The organism is Pseudanabaena sp. lw0831, assembly GCF_016584665.1.
Taxonomy (GTDB): domain Bacteria; phylum Cyanobacteriota; class Cyanobacteriia; order Pseudanabaenales; family Pseudanabaenaceae; genus Pseudanabaena.
The window spans coordinates 1-16,960 of sequence record NZ_BBJB01000029.1; the positions used below are offsets into that span (position 1 = coordinate 1).

The 16,960-nt window shown below is 42.4% G+C and carries 16 protein-coding genes; 5 read left to right on the forward strand and 11 right to left on the reverse strand.

The window, feature by feature from the left end; all coding sequences use genetic code 11:
• The coding region (locus tag APA_RS25420) for a helix-turn-helix domain-containing protein (RefSeq protein ID WP_201321330.1) at positions 1-342 on the reverse strand (342 nt) is incomplete at its 3' end.
• Between the two features lie 115 nt (positions 343-457).
• Between APA_RS25420 and APA_RS05630 the strand changes: the two genes are divergently transcribed.
• Positions 458-2,044 (forward strand): cryptochrome/photolyase family protein, encoded by a 1,587-nt coding sequence (locus APA_RS05630; protein WP_201321331.1) that lies wholly within the window; start codon positions 458-460, stop codon positions 2,042-2,044.
• A gap of 74 nt (positions 2,045-2,118) precedes the next feature.
• On the opposite strand, the gene APA_RS05635 is transcribed toward APA_RS05630, so the two are convergent.
• From APA_RS05635 to APA_RS05650, 5 genes are all read right to left on the reverse strand, one after another.
• The gene (locus APA_RS05635; protein WP_236579419.1) at positions 2,119-3,357 is read right to left on the reverse strand and encodes a HEAT repeat domain-containing protein; all 1,239 of its coding nucleotides are present in this window, start codon (positions 3,355-3,357) and stop codon (positions 2,119-2,121) included.
• Entirely contained in the window at positions 3,344-3,472 is a 129-nt protein-coding gene (locus APA_RS25425; protein WP_268961894.1) for a hypothetical protein, read from the reverse strand. Before APA_RS25425 ends, APA_RS05635 begins: the two co-directional genes overlap by 14 nt.
• Before the next feature lie 159 nt (positions 3,473-3,631).
• A complete protein-coding gene (locus APA_RS05640; RefSeq protein WP_201321333.1) occupies positions 3,632-4,972 on the reverse strand; it encodes an NACHT domain-containing NTPase in 1,341 nt (446 codons plus the stop codon).
• 15 nt (positions 4,973-4,987) lie between these two features.
• On the reverse strand, positions 4,988-6,643 hold the full coding sequence (locus APA_RS05645; protein ID WP_201321334.1) for an NACHT domain-containing NTPase: 1,656 nt from the start codon (positions 6,641-6,643) through the stop codon (positions 4,988-4,990).
• Positions 6,644-6,829: 186 nt separating this feature from the next.
• A complete protein-coding gene (locus APA_RS05650) occupies positions 6,830-7,777 on the reverse strand; it encodes a DUF928 domain-containing protein (RefSeq protein WP_236579420.1) in 948 nt (315 codons plus the stop codon).
• A gap of 390 nt (positions 7,778-8,167) precedes the next feature.
• Here APA_RS05650 and APA_RS05655 point away from each other — a divergent pair, with 390 nt between their 5' ends.
• The 3 genes from APA_RS05655 to APA_RS05665 all read left to right on the forward strand — a co-directional run bounded on the left by APA_RS05655 (position 8,168) and on the right by APA_RS05665 (position 11,668).
• On the forward strand, positions 8,168-9,142 hold the full coding sequence (locus APA_RS05655) for a cytochrome c oxidase subunit II (protein WP_201321336.1): 975 nt from the start codon (positions 8,168-8,170) through the stop codon (positions 9,140-9,142).
• A gap of 49 nt (positions 9,143-9,191) precedes the next feature.
• A complete protein-coding gene (gene ctaD, locus APA_RS05660) occupies positions 9,192-10,862 on the forward strand; it encodes a cytochrome c oxidase subunit I (protein WP_201321337.1) in 1,671 nt (556 codons plus the stop codon).
• A gap of 179 nt (positions 10,863-11,041) precedes the next feature.
• Positions 11,042-11,668: a heme-copper oxidase subunit III gene (locus APA_RS05665; RefSeq protein ID WP_201321338.1), complete on the forward strand. Its 627-nt coding sequence runs from the start codon at positions 11,042-11,044 to the stop codon at positions 11,666-11,668.
• 78 nt (positions 11,669-11,746) lie between these two features.
• On the opposite strand, the gene APA_RS05670 is transcribed toward APA_RS05665, so the two are convergent.
• The 5 genes from APA_RS05670 to APA_RS05690 form a co-directional block, all read right to left on the reverse strand.
• On the reverse strand, positions 11,747-12,412 hold the full coding sequence (locus APA_RS05670; RefSeq protein ID WP_201321339.1) for a hypothetical protein: 666 nt from the start codon (positions 12,410-12,412) through the stop codon (positions 11,747-11,749).
• Positions 12,413-12,544: 132 nt separating this feature from the next.
• Complete coding sequence (gene rsgA, locus APA_RS05675) at positions 12,545-13,621, reverse strand: small ribosomal subunit biogenesis GTPase RsgA (protein ID WP_201321340.1); 1,077 nt, start codon at positions 13,619-13,621, stop codon at positions 12,545-12,547.
• 13 nt (positions 13,622-13,634) lie between these two features.
• Positions 13,635-13,868: a sulfurtransferase TusA family protein gene (locus APA_RS05680; protein ID WP_201321341.1), complete on the reverse strand. Its 234-nt coding sequence runs from the start codon at positions 13,866-13,868 to the stop codon at positions 13,635-13,637.
• A gap of 154 nt (positions 13,869-14,022) precedes the next feature.
• Entirely contained in the window at positions 14,023-15,156 is a 1,134-nt protein-coding gene (gene dnaJ, locus APA_RS05685; RefSeq protein ID WP_201321342.1) for a molecular chaperone DnaJ, read from the reverse strand.
• 154 nt (positions 15,157-15,310) lie between these two features.
• Positions 15,311-15,610 (reverse strand): 2Fe-2S iron-sulfur cluster-binding protein, encoded by a 300-nt coding sequence (locus APA_RS05690; protein ID WP_201321343.1) that lies wholly within the window; start codon positions 15,608-15,610, stop codon positions 15,311-15,313.
• Between the two features lie 248 nt (positions 15,611-15,858).
• On the opposite strand from APA_RS05690, the gene APA_RS05695 reads away from it, so the two are divergent.
• Positions 15,859-16,929, forward strand: coding sequence for an LOG family protein (locus tag APA_RS05695; protein WP_201321344.1), 1,071 nt, complete (start codon positions 15,859-15,861; stop codon positions 16,927-16,929).
• The last annotated feature ends 31 nt before the right edge of the window (positions 16,930-16,960 follow it).

The following is a 16,960-nucleotide window of genomic DNA, read 5'->3' on the forward strand; positions in this document are numbered from 1 at the left end:
CCATTCTTCCTCAATATTTTGCAGCACTCGCTTGAGTTGTTTCGATGATTGATTCACCCATTGTTTTATTTGTTCTTGCTGCTCAAGGGTAAACGTGGATTTACGACCTCGCCCTGCTCGGTCACATAATCCCACCAACTTGAGCCTTTCCCAAGCCACAAACCAGTTATGAATCGTTTTGCGACTCACCCCAAAAATTTGCATCAGTTGCGCTATCCTTATCCCTTGAGCGCTCAAAAGAATACAGTGTGCTCGTTGACGGATTGCAAAGCGGTGACTTTGACGATAGATTCTCCACAGTAGCTTTGTCGTTTCAGGGGAAAGTGGAGCAATTAATCTCACAGTAATTAGATCACAATTAAGTAATCCTTAGAATCTTCCCATTACTATGAATATGTGTAAATAATTCTGCATATCTACTTATAGTGTTTTTCAAGCAATCAAGCTGTATTAAAACATGATAGAAAACACTCGTGAATTTCTTGCGCAAATCAATAATGCACTGCCTCTTGAAAACAAGTTAAAAACTAGCGATCGCGCCCTATTTATTCTCTACGATCAACTAAATCTCGATGTATTTCCCAAGGAACTAATTGACCAAAAGCCATTATTAATCTTTGTTGAATCTTTAAAATATGCGACAGTAATTCCACACCATAAGCAAAAATTGGTCTATATCCTGAGTGCTCAGCGCCACTTTGCGATCGCCTGCCATAACCAAGGCTTTCCTGTATTGAATTTATTTACTCAAGGCTTTCACGCTGACGCGATCGCGGAGTTTTTGGAGCAATATCCCCAGATTAATCTTACCTACATGCAGCCATCGGAATGGGATACGCGATCGCAGATGGCGGCTTTAGCAGATAAATTGGGCGATCGCATTACTTTAATTCTCAACAATTTTTTTATTGCGGATGCGGAGAAATTCAAATCAAAAATTAAAAAAGGTTATCGCCTAGAAAATTTCTATCGGGAACTTCGTAAGCAAACTGGCTACTTGATGGCAGATGGGAAGCCCGTGGGAGGTACATGGAATTATGATAAAGAAAATCGTAAGTCTCTGCCAAAAAATGTCTCTATCCCTAAGATTCCAGTAATAGAACCAGATGTAATTACGCAAGAAGTAATCAAGTTAGTCAAAGACTACTTACCTAATAACTTTGGAAGACTAGCCCAATTTGGCTATGCTGTAACGCGCGATCGCGCCTTAGGACTGGCTCAAGCATTCATCGAAACTCGCCTACCAAATTTTGGAGCCTATGAAGATGCAATCAAAGTTGGTGAGCCATTTTTATTCCATTCTGTACTTTCGCCCTATCTTAATAATGGTTTATTATTGCCACAGGAGATTTGTGAAATGGCGATCGCAGCTTATGAACAGAAATTAGCGCCGCTAAATTCCGTTGAGGGTTTTGTTCGTCAGATTTTAGGATGGCGTGAATACATTCGTGTTTATTACGAAGTACAGATGCCACAAGTTAGAGAAAGCAACTATTTTGAGTTTACTAACGATTTACCGCAACTCTATTGGAATGCAGATACAGATTTACTCTGTCTCAAGGATGCTGTTACTCATGTCTTAAATCATGGCTATTCCCATCATATTCAAAGATTGATGGTTTTGAGTAATTTTAGCAATCTCACAAATACAGATCCTCGTCAGCTAAATCATTGGTTTTGGGTTGCATATGTTGATGCTTACGAATGGGTCGAACTTCCTAATGTTTTGGGCATGTCTACCTTTGCTGATGGTGGCATACTTGCATCGAAGCCCTATGTTTCTGGGGGTAGTTACATCAATAAAATGAGTAACTGCTGCTCACAATGCAAGTATGATGTGAAGCAAAAGACAGGTCGTTCTGCTTGTCCATTTAATTATTTATATTGGAATTTTGTTGATCGGCATCGTGATAGCTTTGCTGAGAATGGAAGGGTGTCACTAATGACTAATGTTTATGAAAAGAAAACTGAAGATGAAAAGCTAGCTATTCGCGAATCATCAATTCATTTCATAATGAATCTAAAACTCGGCTATTTTGAATAGTCATGATTTGAATTGGTGGTTATTCTCTACGTTTCAAAGACAATCCGTTTGAGGTTCTGGTCTATCCTTATATCTTATCTGCTTAATTTTGCTAATTCCTTCTTCGTAAATTCCTTTAGCTTTTCATCGCGATCGCTGTTAGAGATCGTCTTCAATAATTCCAATGTTTGAGGTTTGTCGCTGTAATATTTGAGAACTGCTTCCAGTGCAGTTTGGCGGGGATTAGTTTCCCATTCTTCCTTTCTTACAAAGGGATCGTGGATAGCGCGATCGCATAAAAAATCAAATGTTTGTGGGTCATCTTTCCAGTCTTGAGCGATTGCCTGTACTGCATCACTTCGCACATAACTATTTTCATCATAAACAGCACGATCTTTAAGAAAAGTAAGAGTGTTAGAGTCATCTTTCCAATATTGGGCAATCTCTGTTACCGCAGTCCTGCGGACAATCATACCCTCATCATAAACAGCACGATCTTTGAGAAGAGCAAGGGTGTCAGAGTCATCTCTCCAGTATTTTGCTATCTCATGTATCGCATTACTGCGAACACTATCAATTTCATCATTAAGAGCACGATATTTGACTAATGAAAATGTATCTGGATTACCTTTCCAGCCTTTAGCGATTGAGCTTAAAGCAGAACTTCGTACTCTATCACTTTCATCATTAATTGCATAGTTTATGAGGAGAGAATGAGTGTTAGGCTCATCTTTCCAGCCTTGGGCTAGTAATGTTACTGAAATTGCTCGTACACAATTATCCTCATCATTAATTGCACAGTTTTTTACCAACGTAAGAGTATCAGGGGCATCTCTCCAGCCAAGAGCTATCTCAACTAATGCAACGGTGCGTACTTGGGAAAGTTCATGAGTAATAACGTAGTCTCTAAGTAGAGGAAGAGTCTCAGGATCGTCTTTCCAACCATGAGCGATCTCTTGTATTGTAATCAATAGTATATCGTAATCATCATCATTAACAATGAAGTCTTTGAGTAGGGGAAGAGTTTCAGGATCGTCTTTCCAGCCTTGAGCAATCTTTTCTATTGCCACCATTCTTAATGCCCAACACCCATCATTGGCTGCGCGGTCTTTTAATAAAGAAATGGTTTCAGGCTCATCTTTCCAATTTTCTACAATTTCTATTAATGCATCTATTCGTGCATCATCGCTTTGATCATTGATAATTCGCTCTTTAAGCTGTAGAAATACGTCAGTCTGATCCTTCGAGGTTTGAATTGTCATATATGTTGCCCTGTCTGCTTCTGTAAATTCAATTTTATTTTGATGTTTGGAACTATCCTTAAGTTTGTCCATTCAATTTTGCTAATTTCTCCTTTGCAAATTCCTTTGATTTTTCATCGCGATCGCAGTTAGCGATCGCATTCAACAACTCCAATGTTTGGTGTTTATCATAGAATTGTAGGGGCATAGCATTCCCACAGAAATCTATAAATTTTCAGGTCGCCTTAATTTGGGAATGCTATGCCCAAATCCTCACAACGCGGGGACAAGCGATCGGTGAAGGCATAGAGGGCAAAGCATTTGCAGATCGAAATTGTTGCGAGTTTTAAAAATTGTGGCGCAAATGCTATGCCCCTACGGGATTCTCACTCAATTTTGCTAATTCCTTCTTCGCAAATTCCTTTAATCTTTCATCAGGATCGTTGTTAGAGACTGTCTTCAATAACTCCAATGTTTGAGGTTTATCGCTGTAATGTTTGAGGATTGCTTCTAGTGCTGTTTGACGGGGATTAACAAAAGCAAGAGCCACTAGACTTTCTCCCCGAACAAAAGAATCATTGATAGCGCGATCGCATAAAAAATCAAATGTTTGTAGGTCATCTTTCCAGCCTTTGGCAATCTCTTGTACCGCCGCCATTCGCACATATTCATTCTGATCATTAAGAGCGCGGTCTTTTAGCAAAGGAAGGGTATCAGGGTCATCTTTCCAGCTTTTAGCGATCATATATACTATTGCCCTTCGCACATATTCATTCTGATCATTAAGAGCGCGGTCTTTTAGCAAAGGAAGGGTATCAGGGTCGTCTTTCCAGCCTTTGTCTATCTCTTGTACCGCCGCACTTCGCACATATACATTCTGATCGTAAAGAGCGCGGTCTTTTAGCCAAGTAAGGGTATCAGTGTTATATTTCCAGCCTTTGGCAATCTCTTGTACCGCAGATTCAGAGATAAACGATCTTATCAAAAATCCGAAAATTCCTTGGGTAGAAGAGTCTGGGATGGACTTGAGACATTTTTTTAACCAAACTAACGTCTCAGAGCTATCTTGCCAAATGATTGCAATGTTATTTATGAGTCTTATTGCTAATTCAGAAGTGAATTTGTAAGGATGCTCTTGTTCAGCTTCATCTTGTAGTGTTTTTAGCAACTTACGAGAAGTCCTTGCAATCAAATTTTTATTCCTTACCTCAACAAAACAATCTACTGCTAATAAGAGATTAGATAACCCTTCTTTTTTTAGCCTTTTAAATAATGGAAACGATCCATCAAAAAATGTACTCTTATCAATTTCCTGCTCCAAAAGAAAATCAATAATTTCTGCAACAAATCTGGGTTCGATCATTCCCGAAATTAACCGTAAAACCTCATGCCATGACTCATCCTGCCAATGGTTCCCAAACACATCATGAATTAACTGTTCAATCGTAAGCGTTTGCGACTCCTTAAACTGCCAAACAAACTCCCACGCACAAAAATACTCCAAAAAAGTACGATGCACAAAACCATAGGAATCTCCACCCAGATCGCAGAGGATGAAATTGCGCGTATGAAGCTGCTTGATTATCAATCTTGCAACCAATCTAGGTTCTCCCTTTTCAAGAACCGTTCTTAAATGCTCAGTCAGAATATTTTCTAAATCAATAGCAGCAATTAAATTGCCAGATAAGCCCTTCTTACTTGATTGCATATAGTAAGCAACTTTTCACAACATTGCTTGTTTATCTTTAAGATCAATCGTAATCTTCCAATCTTTCAGCTTGGGATCTTCTAGCAATTTATTTTCTAAGTCCCATTGATGCAACAATACCCGTGAAGCTTGGTTATACAGTTCTGGACGATCCCTCGGTAACTCCTGATTACGATTTAGAATCGCCATCATCGTCAATAACAAAGGATTTCCCGCCAACTCCTTAATCGATCGCGACTCCCTGATCGCCTTCTGCAACCGCTCCCGCTTGCGATCCTTATCCGCACCCGACTCAAAATTCAGATCGTGCCAAAGCTGCACAAACTCCTGCATTTGCTCGTTATTCAACTCTTGCAGCATAAAGTGCTGAAACCCCGCATCCCTTAACCGTTGTGCCTTATAACCCAACCACCGCGAAGTCGCAACTGATCTCACTTTAGGATACTCATTCGTAAAGCGATGGATATCCGTCACCACCTCATCACGCAACGCAGGATCAAACACCTCATCAATCCCATCAAACAGGGCAATGACATCCCCATTCTTCAACTTTTCATGCAAATCCTGCTGATTCAGCCGACAAGTAATATTCCCACCATGAATAAACGAAACAATATCCTTACATTTCCCTGCTTGCTTATCACGGGCATAGGTTCGCAACTCCAACAAAAGCGGCAACGGATGCAAAGGCAAATCTCGCACAGGTCGCTCCGCCCAAATCAGCGCCAGATATTGCAACAGCGTCGATTTTCCCGATCCAGGGTCGCCCAAGATTACCGCATATTTCGCAACGACCTCCTTCGCCAACTCATTCGGATTACCCAAAACCTCAAACACCCCCCGAATCGGCTGCTCGACATAGCGCTTGCGATGATTCTCTAACTCCGCTTCGGCAAGTTCCAACACATCCAACTGTCCACTCTCCTGCAACAGCCGAGATCGATCCTTCGGCAACTCATACACCTGCGGAATAAACTCCTGACATTCCCGTAAATTCTGCGGAATAAAGATCTTCCAGAGCTTCAATTCGTTGTAATACACCCCAGTCGTATCCAGAGATTCCAACTTCAAGTTGCCATACCTTTCCTGCAACCCTTCTGCATACTTCCCCAAATCAAATACTGGCGCAATTCCCACTAATTCCTGTGCAGCATCCGCCATTTTATCTAAAGTCTGCACCTCAAAAATCGGACGCAACTTATCCGAATTCTGAACAATCTTCTTTACCGATTTGATGTAGGACTTACACACAAAATCCCAATCCATATCCTCTGGCAATAGTGGCGAATTCAATGCTGCCCAAGTCCTCACCAACAGCGCCGTATTGATCGCCTTACATTCCACATCAAACGCCATCCCCAAGGCTTCGGCAACATCCGCGCGGTCAATAAACTTTTTCAGATAAGGAATGTACTGTTTGATAATCGCTTCTTGATAATTCGCCTCTTTCAGCTCATCCTCAATCAACTCCAAAAACACCTTCAATGCTTTCCCATATGCTTCCTTCAGCACATCAGGTTCAGGCAAGCGGATCACCTTTTTTAAACAATCTTTAAAAAAGTCCTTACCATAATCCTTAGCTGCATCCTTCGCCAAATCCTGAAGGATGGGATAAACGACTACACCCGCCGCCTGTGTCACACCCCAAACCAGTAACCAATCAATGATCATTGCCCTAAACTCCAAGGATATGACTCAAGGATCTTGCCAGCTAGAGAAAATTCTTAGATCCTGCTTTATGTGGTTATTGTATCAAACTAGCTAAAGTTTAGCTGAGATTTTTTGTTTTGCACAAATTCTAATTTTTGAGGCGATCGCAAAATAAATGTAAGGGCAATTCATAAATTGCCTTTACATTTATTTCACTTGCGGAAATGCGATCGGCTTAGCAGATTTAGCTTCATCGATCAGTTTTAATAATTTTTCTGATGATGTGCATCTATTATGTGGGCTGTAGTATATTTTCTGTAGCATTCTCGCACGCTCGCGACGAGCATTTATATCTGTAGGATTTGCCTCTAGCCATTGGGTATAAGCATCAAAAGCATCATACCAGTAGTAATATTTTGTATATACTTGAGCTTGCTGTAGTTTCGTCGTTGCAGAGCGAATTTCTCGAAATAGACTTGGATCTGGAACCCGCTGAATGTATGTATTTGTATATTCTGAAAACATATCATCGGAACCCAATAAATACGCCTTCCAAGACTGGACTTCTCCATTTAAAACTGAAGGATAGGCGGTTGACAGATTAATCTTGTAAAGTCCGTCTTCTAAATCCAAATTACGTACTCTTCCACTAAAAATGGCTCGACCTCGACTGGGAATATCTTTGTTGCCATATAATTTAAAATTTAATCCTGTGATATTAGAAGGAACGAATGCATCCTTTCTTTTGAGTAGATAAACATAAAAAGTAGGATATTCAGAAATGGTGCGTCCACCATCCCTAGGTGCGATCGCAACAACGCAATAACTTGGAAGAGAGTGTAAACTTCCCATCTGTCTTGGCTCAATTCCCAAGCCATACTGCGAGTGTTTTGGCTGAGCGATCGCCGCCAAGTCATTACCATAAAGTACCGACAGACAAAGCAAGCTCAAAAATTTACCCGAAAACCTTGTTATCTGTCTTCGCCAAGCTAAATCCAAAATATCGATCAGTTGCCTCATGACTTTCACCTCTAGTCGAAATCCTGACAATCCTGCGCCAGAACTATAATCCCAAAACACAAAATGGTGAAGCCATTTTGTGTTTTTAAAACCCTTACTGGGTTTGTTTTTTAATTCACAAAAGTGTGAAGACATTTTTGTGAATTGGTATAACGATATTTTAGTAGCTCAACCATAACAAACAAATAAGCATATTGCTGTATGTCGCGCTCATTTATTGTTTGTTTTGTCATACTCAAGACTGGCGACCATTGATAGAGTTGCAGCGCAAAGAGCCGCAACTCTATCAATAGGGTTTGAAGCCTTAAACTAAGGTGAATGTATTTACTGGCACAGTTAGGGACTTTATTTAAGAGCGATCCCAAAGAAATTGCTAAAAGATTACAAACAATTGCGCCGCATTCTGTAAATGGATGCAAGTATAGATAATATGTCAATTTGTCCTTATTTAGAAAATGAGCTACCAGTAAGCTCCACTTGACCCAAATGCACTTTATAGGAGCAGCAAGATAGGGCAACCTAATCATGAGAAAAAACAACTTAATTTCAGTAGTCGTCATCATTGGGCTGATTTTTGCAGCTAGCATTTGGTACGGGCGCAATAATGGCTTACTTCCAGTTGCCGCAGGTGACGAAGCCGTCTTGTATGACGGACTTTTTAACACGATCTTAGGGATCGCCTTCGGGTTTTTCCTCGTAGTTGAGGGCGTATTGATTTACTCAATCATCAAATTTCGTCGCCGCAAAGGTGACGACAACGATGGTCCCGCCATTCATGAAAACTTAAGCCTTGAGATCGTATGGACAGCGATCCCCACAGTCATCGTCATGTGGGTAGCGATCTACAGCTTTGATGTCTATACCGCCATGCAAGGAACTCAAGACCTCGGCGGCATGGCTCACGGAGGGATGCATCAGACTGTAGCTAAGGCTGATAAGAGTGGTATGCCCATGTCAAAAGCGACCCTCGCCTCCTCAAACAGTGACGATGTGCTGATGGCAGGTACTCTTCCTGCTGGTAGTGATGATGTTTTGGCGATCAATGTTAGCGCCATGCAATTTGCTTGGATTTTTAACTATACAGACGAAATTGCCACTGCTGAACTGCATGTTCCTGTTGGCAAAAAAATTCGCCTAAACATGAATGCAGTTGATGTACTTCATGCCTTTTGGGTTCCCCAATTACGCATCAAACAAGACGTAATTCCTGGCCGCGAAACTTATCTCGAATTCACTCCTCGCGTTGTCGGTGAATATCCTGTAGTCTGCGCTGAGTTATGCGGTTCTTATCATGGCGGTATGCGGACGACGATGGTAATTGATACTCCTGAAGACTATGCAACATGGTTAAAAGAGCAGCAAGAAATTGCCAGTAACGATCCCGAAGCGATCGTAGCATCCCGTGCAGCCTCTGTAACCAAAATGTCTGAGCAAGAATACCTCGCAGGTAAAGTCGCTCAAGCTGGTGGAGATATGCACATGATGCATATGAGTCATTAAAAGCTGAGCACGAATTACGAATTACCAATTACGAATTACCAATTACCCTATGACCCAGACACTCACCCCAATCCAAGGCGCAGGCGCTATGGGAGCCGAACCCCAAAAGACTCTCTGGTGGGAATTTTTTACCTTTAGCGTCGATCATAAAATCATCGGGATTCAGTATCTCGTTACTTCGTTTGTATTTTATTTAGTAGGCGGACTGCTTGCCTCAATCGTTCGTGCTGAGCTAGCAACCCCAGACTCTGATTTAGTCGATCCCGCTTTTTACAACAGTCTCTTCACCATGCATGGCACGGTCATGATCTTTTTATGGATCGTACCTGCGGTGACGGGAGGCTTTGGCAACTACTTGATTCCCCTAATGATTGGGGCGCGAGACATGGCATTTCCGCGTTTAAATGCGATCGCCTTTTGGTTGACGATTCCTGCGGGGATGCTCTTGATGAGCAGCTTCTTCTTTGGTCCCGCCTCAACTGGCTGGACGGCTTATCCGCCTCTAAGCATTTTGACAAATGAGCATGTTGGTCAAGTGATTTGGATTGGCAGCATTCTTTTAGTAGGAACCTCATCGATCTTGGCGGCAGTAAATTTTATTGTGACGATCTGGTCGATGCGGATGCCAGAGATGGATCTGTTCAGTATGCCCCTGTTCTGCTGGGCAATGATGGCAACTTCAGTACTTGCTCTACTCGCAACGCCTGTATTAGCTGGTGCAATGGTGTTACTGGGCTTTGACTTACTAATTGGCACAAACTTTTTTAACCCCACTGGTGGCGGCGATCCAGTCGTGTATCAACACTTATTCTGGTTCTATTCACATCCCGCCGTATATGTGATGGTTTTGCCCGTATTTGGCATCATCTCTGAAGTTTTACCTCCCCATAGCCGCAAGCCGATTTTTGGGTATAAGGCGATCGCCTATTCCAGCATGATGATTTGCTTTTTGGGTTTGTTTGTCTGGGCGCACCATATGTTTACAAGTGGCACACCAGATTGGTTGCGCGTATTCTTTATGGTGGTGACATTGCTCGTGTCAGTACCGACGGGGATCAAGGTATTTAGTTGGGTAGCTACGCTTTGGGGTGGCAAGTTGCGCTTAGATAGTCCTTTGCTGTTTGCGATGGGCTTTATTTCCACCTTTTTGATTGGCGGTTTAAGTGGAGTGATGCTTGGTTCGACCCCAATCGATATCCATGTTCACGACACTTATTTTGTCGTGGCTCACTTCCACTATGTGTTGTTTGGAGGCAGTGTATTTGGTATTTACGCGGGGTTATATCATTGGTTCCCCAAAATGACTGGTCGCATGTTGAATGAGTTTTGGGGCAAGGTTCACTTTGTCTTGACATTCATTGGAATGCATTTAACCTTTGGCCCCATGCATATTCTTGGTTTGCAAGGAATGCCGCGCCGCGTCGCCCAGTACGATCCTCAATTTGCACCGATTAATGTGATCTGCACGATTGGAGCATTTATTCTAGCGATTTCCACAGTTCCTTTTGTAATAAACGCCGTTTACAGCTGGTTTAAGGGCGAACAAGCTCCTGATAATCCTTGGGATGCTCTGACTATGGAATGGACAACTTCTTCGCCCCCAATTCCCCATAACTGGGTTGGTGAACCTGTCTTATTAACTGGTCCCTATGACTACGGCGAAGAATATAAAGAAGCTCGCAAAGAAGCCGCGATCGCAGCTTCACAAGCTCTAACTTAAGAAACCATTTAAGAATTGTTTTCTGTGGTCAAAAGCTGTAAGAGATCCCCCTCAATCCCCCTTAAAAAGGGGAAAGAATTTAATTCTCCCCCCTTTTTAAGGGGGGCTGGGGGGATCGAGAAAGTTTCTAAGCCCAACAACCCTTGTCTGTATTTATCCATTTATCCAAACATTTACCTATGCAAGGATCGATCGCTCCAGTTACTGACCCGACGCAAGATGATGCAATCCATGCTCATGCCGCCGACGCAGGGCATTACGAACACCCAGATTTACGGGTTTTTGGTTTAATTGTCTTCCTTATTTCCGAAGGAATGTTATTTTTCGGTTTATTCGCTGCCTATCTAACCTTTCGCTCCGTCGCCCCCTCTTGGCCCCCAGAAGGTACGCCTGAACTCGAATTACTCCTACCAGGCATTAACACAATTATTCTGGTATCTAGTAGCTTCGTGATTCACCAAGCCGATCATGCGATCAAAGAGAATAAGGTCAAGGCGGCTCAGCTATGGTTTCTTGCCACTTTTATCATGGGTGCGATATTCATTGCTGGACAAATTTATGAATACCAACATCTAGAGTTTGGTCTGACCACGAATCTATTTGCTAGTACTTTTTATGTGTTAACAGGCTTTCATGGTTTGCACGTAATTATTGGCTTATCGTTGATTGCAACGGTGTTAGTGCGATCGCTCAAAGCTGGACATTACAGCAATACCAGCCACTTTGGCATTGAAGCTGCATCTGTATATTGGCACTTCGTCGATATTGTCTGGATTGTCTTATTTTTACTGCTCTATATTCTTTAGGCATAAAGTAAAAAATAGAGGCGACGCAATGCGTCGCCTCTATTTTGATCAAAAAGCGTTGCATCGCAACTCCTTTTTTTATTTCTCAATCTTGAAAGATTTAATAAAGCGATCGGCATCGGCAGCCGCGATTTTATCGGCAGCACCTAAAGCAAATACTTGATACAAACGATTGCCTGCAAGACAAAATCTACCCTTCATCGATACATCCGTAGTCTGAACTTTGCCACTAGCTTCAAAATCACGGCAAGGAACATCTCCAAGCAAGTATTCTTTCTCAGACTTAATTACTCCTTTAAGATTGCCAACCGATCCTTTAACAGAATCTCCTAGCCCTTTTTGGATATCAGCAGGATTGGCGATTTTGTTGGGAAAATCAGCATAGCCAACGAAATACCCTGATTCACTGGCTTCAGCAATCACCATATTTAGCTTGATTGTCCCCACATTAGTCTTTTGCTCTTGAGACTGCTCTTGTGGCTTGCTAGGCACTTGCACCGTAAATTTCCCAGCCGATGATTTGTAATCTTGCCAACTATTAATACCTGTGGTTTCAGGCTTTTCGTCCGCTTTGACTTCTGGCTTTGTGTCATCTTTCGGTTTTTCAGGAGGCTTCTCGGAAGCTGTAGCAGGAGGTGTTGCAGCTTTCGTAGATGTTGCATTATCAGCTACAGGAATAGATGTCGTGCAAGCACTGACTGTAAATAAGACTAAACCAGCAGCAAGGGAAATATACTTTTTCATGTGCGATTAAGAGATACGACCTTCGATTAGGGAATAAGCTTGAAGCTCGTTAGATACTATATCGTGCCTTGCAAGCGCATTAATAAAAATTAGAATTGTGGGTTTCCCTCCGATGATGGGAAACCCACAGTTCTAATCATCGTCGTCTGTTTCTAGATTTTGATGCTCGCTGCGGCGTGACTCGCGGCGATAGCGTTTTTTCAGTAGCCTTGGCTCCTGTTGTTGCTTCCCATCACTGGTATCTTTCACTTTGACCGAAGCATCAGCATTAGCAGTGTTTTTCAGCTTTTGTTGATAGGCGATCGCCTCTTCTAAATAGGCGATGTAATGATCATAGCGCTCCCAATCGCCGCGCACCAAGCAATCTGGCTCGTCGCGACGATGTAAACAATTATTAAAATGGCAACGTTTTCCTGAAGCCAATCTTTGCATTGCTTCAGGAAAACAATCTGTCAATTCTTGCGGTGTGACGGTCAGATTAGGTTGCATAAAACCTGGAGTATCAGCGAGATATCCCCCCGCAGGCAAGGCAAATAGCTCTACATGGCGAGTAGTATGTTTTCCATGTCCTAAGCGTTGAGAAACTTCCCCGACACGCACTCTTAAATTGGGAATTAATAAATTAATTAGGCTAGATTTACCGACCCCTGACTGCCCTGCCACGACGGTTACGCCAGTTTGTAGATGTTGAGCAAGTTCGTCAATACCTTCATGGGTGTAGGTACTAATTGCGATTGGTGGATATCCCCATGATTTCAGGCGATCGCGCCATGTCTGCCATATTTGATCGCTGACTAAATCGCGTTTATTTAAGCACAACAAAACATCAACCCCAGTACTTTCGGCTTTCACTAAAAAGCGGCTTAGTTGATGCGGATCGAGACTCGGTTCAGCTAGGGCAAAAACTAATAAAATGCGATCGACATTAGCCACAGTCGGGCGATCGAGCAAATTACGGCGCGGCTCCACTTCCGAGATCGCTCCACGTCCACCTTGCCAATCTGGTTCTTCGATGGTGATGCGATCGCCTACACAGATCTGTTGACCAATTTTTTTGAGTCGGGCGCGTCGGGTACAGAGTAACTCATAAACAAGCTGACTAAATTTTTGACCAGATTCATCTAACAACTCTAGGCTGAAAGCTTGATCTAAGATCACGCGATAATAGTTGGCTTGTACAGCCAAGACTGTACCTTTTATAGCCAGCATGGTGTTGATTGCATCATGCTTTTTGGACTGTCAGAGCAAAAAAGCGATCGCGCTTTTCAATGCCTTTTACCTGATGACCATCAGAAATCAGGCTATTCGGAACCTGCTCAATTGGCTCACCACCATCTAGTAGGACTTCTAGCAATTGCCCAGTTTCCAGTTTTTCGAGATGCAATTTTGCTCGCACAAAGCTAAGCGGACAGGGAACACCACGTAAATCGATTGATTTGATTGCCTGTATGCACATATATTCCTCTACTAAAAGTAGTTAATCAACGCACCAAAGGTGTGCAGAATAATTATCCAAACCCTTAGGATTGCACACCTGCGGGGCGCAATCCTAAGGGTTTGGGTTTGCAATTAATTATGTCCATCTACTTACGTTGATTAACTACTAATTCTTACTTTTGATTGCCAAATATACCGCCTAAGATGTCACCAATGCCACCTTTAGCGGCATTACCATGTTGCTTCTCTTTGAGCTTTTCAAGGACTTCCCGCTCTTCATTGCCGATTTTGGTCGGAATATCGATCTTGATTCTGATTAAATGATCGCCGCGAGCGACAGGATTGCCTAACTTAGGAACGCCCAAACCTTCTAGGGTCAAGACCGTATCAGATTGTGTACCTGCTGGAATCGTGAGAGGTTTCTTGCCATCAACAGTATTAATCGCAATTTTGTCACCCAGAATTGCTTGCAAATAGCTGATTTTGATTTCTGATAAAACGTTGATGCCTTCTCGTTCAAACTCATTGTCTGCTTGAACAAACAAGTAAACATAAAGATCGCCTGAGGGACCACCGCGCTGTCCAGCATCACCTTCACTAGATACCCGCAACCTTGTACCACTATCGACACCTGCGGGAATCGTGATTTTTAGCTTTTTGGTAACTTGGTTTAGTCCTAAGCCATTGCAGCTTTCGCACTTATCCTCAATGGTTTGACCAGTGCCATTACAAGTTGGACAGGTCGAAACTTGGGTAAAACTGCCAAATGGTGTACGAGTAGCGCGGCGAACTTGACCAGTACCGCTACAAGTGCCGCAAGTGCGAGGGCGAGTGCCTGGTTTCGCGCCACTACCTGCACAAGTTCCGCAAGTTTCGAGGTGAGAGATTTTGATTTGCTTCTCACCACCAAACACGGCTTCACGAAATTCTAGCTTTAAATCAAAGCGTAAATCTTCACCGCGAGTGGGTCCACTGCGACGGCGAGCTTGCTGCTGCTGTCCCGTGTTAGAAAAGCCACTAAAGAAGCTCTCAAAGATATCGGCAAATCCGCCCATATCGCCCATGTCAGGTGATCCACCGCCACCGCTTGAGACTCCAGCTTCTCCAAACCGATCGTACCGCGCACGAGTTTCAGGCTCTGAGAGAACCTCGTAAGCACGGTTAATTTCTTTAAATCGTTCATCTGCCCCCGCTTCTTTGTTGACATCGGGGTGATATTTTCGAGCTAAACGTCGATATGCTCGTTTGATTTCCTCTTTGTCAGTACTGCGATCGACTCCAAGGATTTCGTAATAATCACGCGCCATAGGGGGTTTCTCTGTCGCCTAAAGGATTCATAGACAATTATTCTAATTTAACTAACGTAGCACTGATCGTTTGGTTGTGGATACTCGCAAGGAGTACGTTTTACCGCACATATCCCAATTACAAGCTCAGCTTTGCTGAGCTTGTAATAAAAAACTACGGTCTAGTCTTTACACTTACATTTCCTTGATTTACCAAGGTTTGACAGGCGAGACGGTAATTATTTGGTTTGTTTTTAAGCTTTTTTTCTTCAAATTCTGTCTTGGGCGAGAGGTTCTCCAGCCCATCCACAATCTCTACTACACAGGTGGCGCATTGTCCATAACCATTACAGTTGGTGAGCTTCGCAACAAATTTATAGATATCAATGTTGTTTTCGAGAGCTTTTATGCGAAGGTTAACGCCATCCATAGCGATCGCTTCTTTTCCTTCATTCACAAACGTAATGTTCGCCATAGCTGAGTGTTAATTGTTTGTTAATTTTTATTACTTAATTATTATCCTATCAAATGGAGGAACATTAAATCTCAGATAGTGAAGAAGCTAGGATATGAAACCAATTTTGGATTTGAAGAAGGTCTGCCAACGTCAGATTTCCTTTAAAACTGATTTTTATAATGAGAATTGCTGTAATTAAGCGCAAAGCTTTCCTCTGTGTTATCCAAAGGCAATAGAATGCCGAGAGCAGCTTAAAATTAATTGATATGGCTACAATTCCTTCACGTTCAGATATTGAAGCTCTTTCTCATGATTTGCATAAACTGGTTGACAATCTTGAATCAACCGAGCATGGAGAGCTGATTTACAATGCATTAATGGCGATCGCCCAACTCAGTCAGACCGACGCAGAGCGCTTAGACTGGAAAATCTTAGCGGGTTCTTTGCGAGATATGCGCCAAGCGATCGCCATGTTTTATCCCTATCGCTTTAATCGTAAAGTGAGTATCTTTGGCTCAGCGCGTACTGACGCGAATGCGCCTGAATATCGTCAAGCCTTTGAATTTTCCGAAAAAATCACCAAACAAGGATTCATGGTGATTACTGGTGCTGGGGGAGGCATCATGGCGGCAGGAAATGAAGGCGCAGGTAATAATTCTTTTGGTTTAAATATCAGTCTGCCCTTTGAGCAATCGAGTAATGGATTTGTCTCTGAGGCTTCGCGTTTAGTTAGGTTTCGATATTTCTTTACGCGCAAACTTTATTTTATTAAGGAGAGTGATGCGATCGCGCTTTTTCCTGGAGGCTTCGGCACGCAGGATGAGTTTTTTGAATGCTTAACGCTCTGTCAGACAGGAAGAACAACCCCTCGCCCGATCGTCTTAATCGATAAGCTGGGTGGAGATTATTGGAATGACTGGGATGTATTTGTACAGAATAATTTGCTAGAAAGAGGCTTGATTACTAAAGAAGACCGCAGTCTATACAAAATTACCGATGATATTGATGAAGCTTGCCAATTTATTGCTTCTTTTTATAGTGTTTATCACTCTTGTCGATGGGTTGGTGATTTATTTTTAATTCGTTTGCACATAGAAATTACTGACGAGCATCTTGAGCGCTTAAATAATAATTTCAGCGATATTTTAATCAGTGGCAAAATCGAACGCAGTTCTGCTCTGCCCAAAGAAGCCAATGAGCCACATATTCTGGATTTACCTCGGCTAGCTATGCATTTTAATCAACATAGTTTTGGTCGCTTGTATGAGTTAATTTCGGCTATTAATGACACTTGTGATAGCAGTAATCCCCTAGTTTGTCATCCTGAACAACGCTAACTATTAAAAAAGCTAGCTTTGCTAGCTTTTT

Bases quoted from the DNA above. Each gene is read 5' to 3' on its own strand.
- APA_RS05630 (WP_201321331.1), top strand. From the start codon at position 458: ATGATAGAAAACACTCGTGAATTTCTTGCGCAAATCAATAATGCACTG.
- APA_RS05635 (WP_236579419.1), bottom strand. From the start codon at position 3,357: ATGGACAAACTTAAGGATAGTTCCAAACATCAAAATAAAATTGAATTT.
- APA_RS25425 (WP_268961894.1), bottom strand. From the start codon at position 3,472: ATGCCCCTACAATTCTATGATAAACACCAAACATTGGAGTTGTTGAAT.
- APA_RS05640 (WP_201321333.1), bottom strand. From the start codon at position 4,972: ATGCAATCAAGTAAGAAGGGCTTATCTGGCAATTTAATTGCTGCTATT.
- APA_RS05645 (WP_201321334.1), bottom strand. From the start codon at position 6,643: ATGATCATTGATTGGTTACTGGTTTGGGGTGTGACACAGGCGGCGGGT.
- APA_RS05650 (WP_236579420.1), bottom strand. From the start codon at position 7,777: ATGTCTTCACACTTTTGTGAATTAAAAAACAAACCCAGTAAGGGTTTT.
- APA_RS05655 (WP_201321336.1), top strand. From the start codon at position 8,168: ATGAGAAAAAACAACTTAATTTCAGTAGTCGTCATCATTGGGCTGATT.
- ctaD (WP_201321337.1), top strand. From the start codon at position 9,192: ATGACCCAGACACTCACCCCAATCCAAGGCGCAGGCGCTATGGGAGCC.
- APA_RS05665 (WP_201321338.1), top strand. From the start codon at position 11,042: ATGCAAGGATCGATCGCTCCAGTTACTGACCCGACGCAAGATGATGCA.
- APA_RS05670 (WP_201321339.1), bottom strand. From the start codon at position 12,412: ATGAAAAAGTATATTTCCCTTGCTGCTGGTTTAGTCTTATTTACAGTC.
- rsgA (WP_201321340.1), bottom strand. From the start codon at position 13,621: ATGCTGGCTATAAAAGGTACAGTCTTGGCTGTACAAGCCAACTATTAT.
- APA_RS05680 (WP_201321341.1), bottom strand. From the start codon at position 13,868: ATGTGCATACAGGCAATCAAATCAATCGATTTACGTGGTGTTCCCTGT.
- dnaJ (WP_201321342.1), bottom strand. From the start codon at position 15,156: ATGGCGCGTGATTATTACGAAATCCTTGGAGTCGATCGCAGTACTGAC.
- APA_RS05690 (WP_201321343.1), bottom strand. From the start codon at position 15,610: ATGGCGAACATTACGTTTGTGAATGAAGGAAAAGAAGCGATCGCTATG.
- APA_RS05695 (WP_201321344.1), top strand. From the start codon at position 15,859: ATGGCTACAATTCCTTCACGTTCAGATATTGAAGCTCTTTCTCATGAT.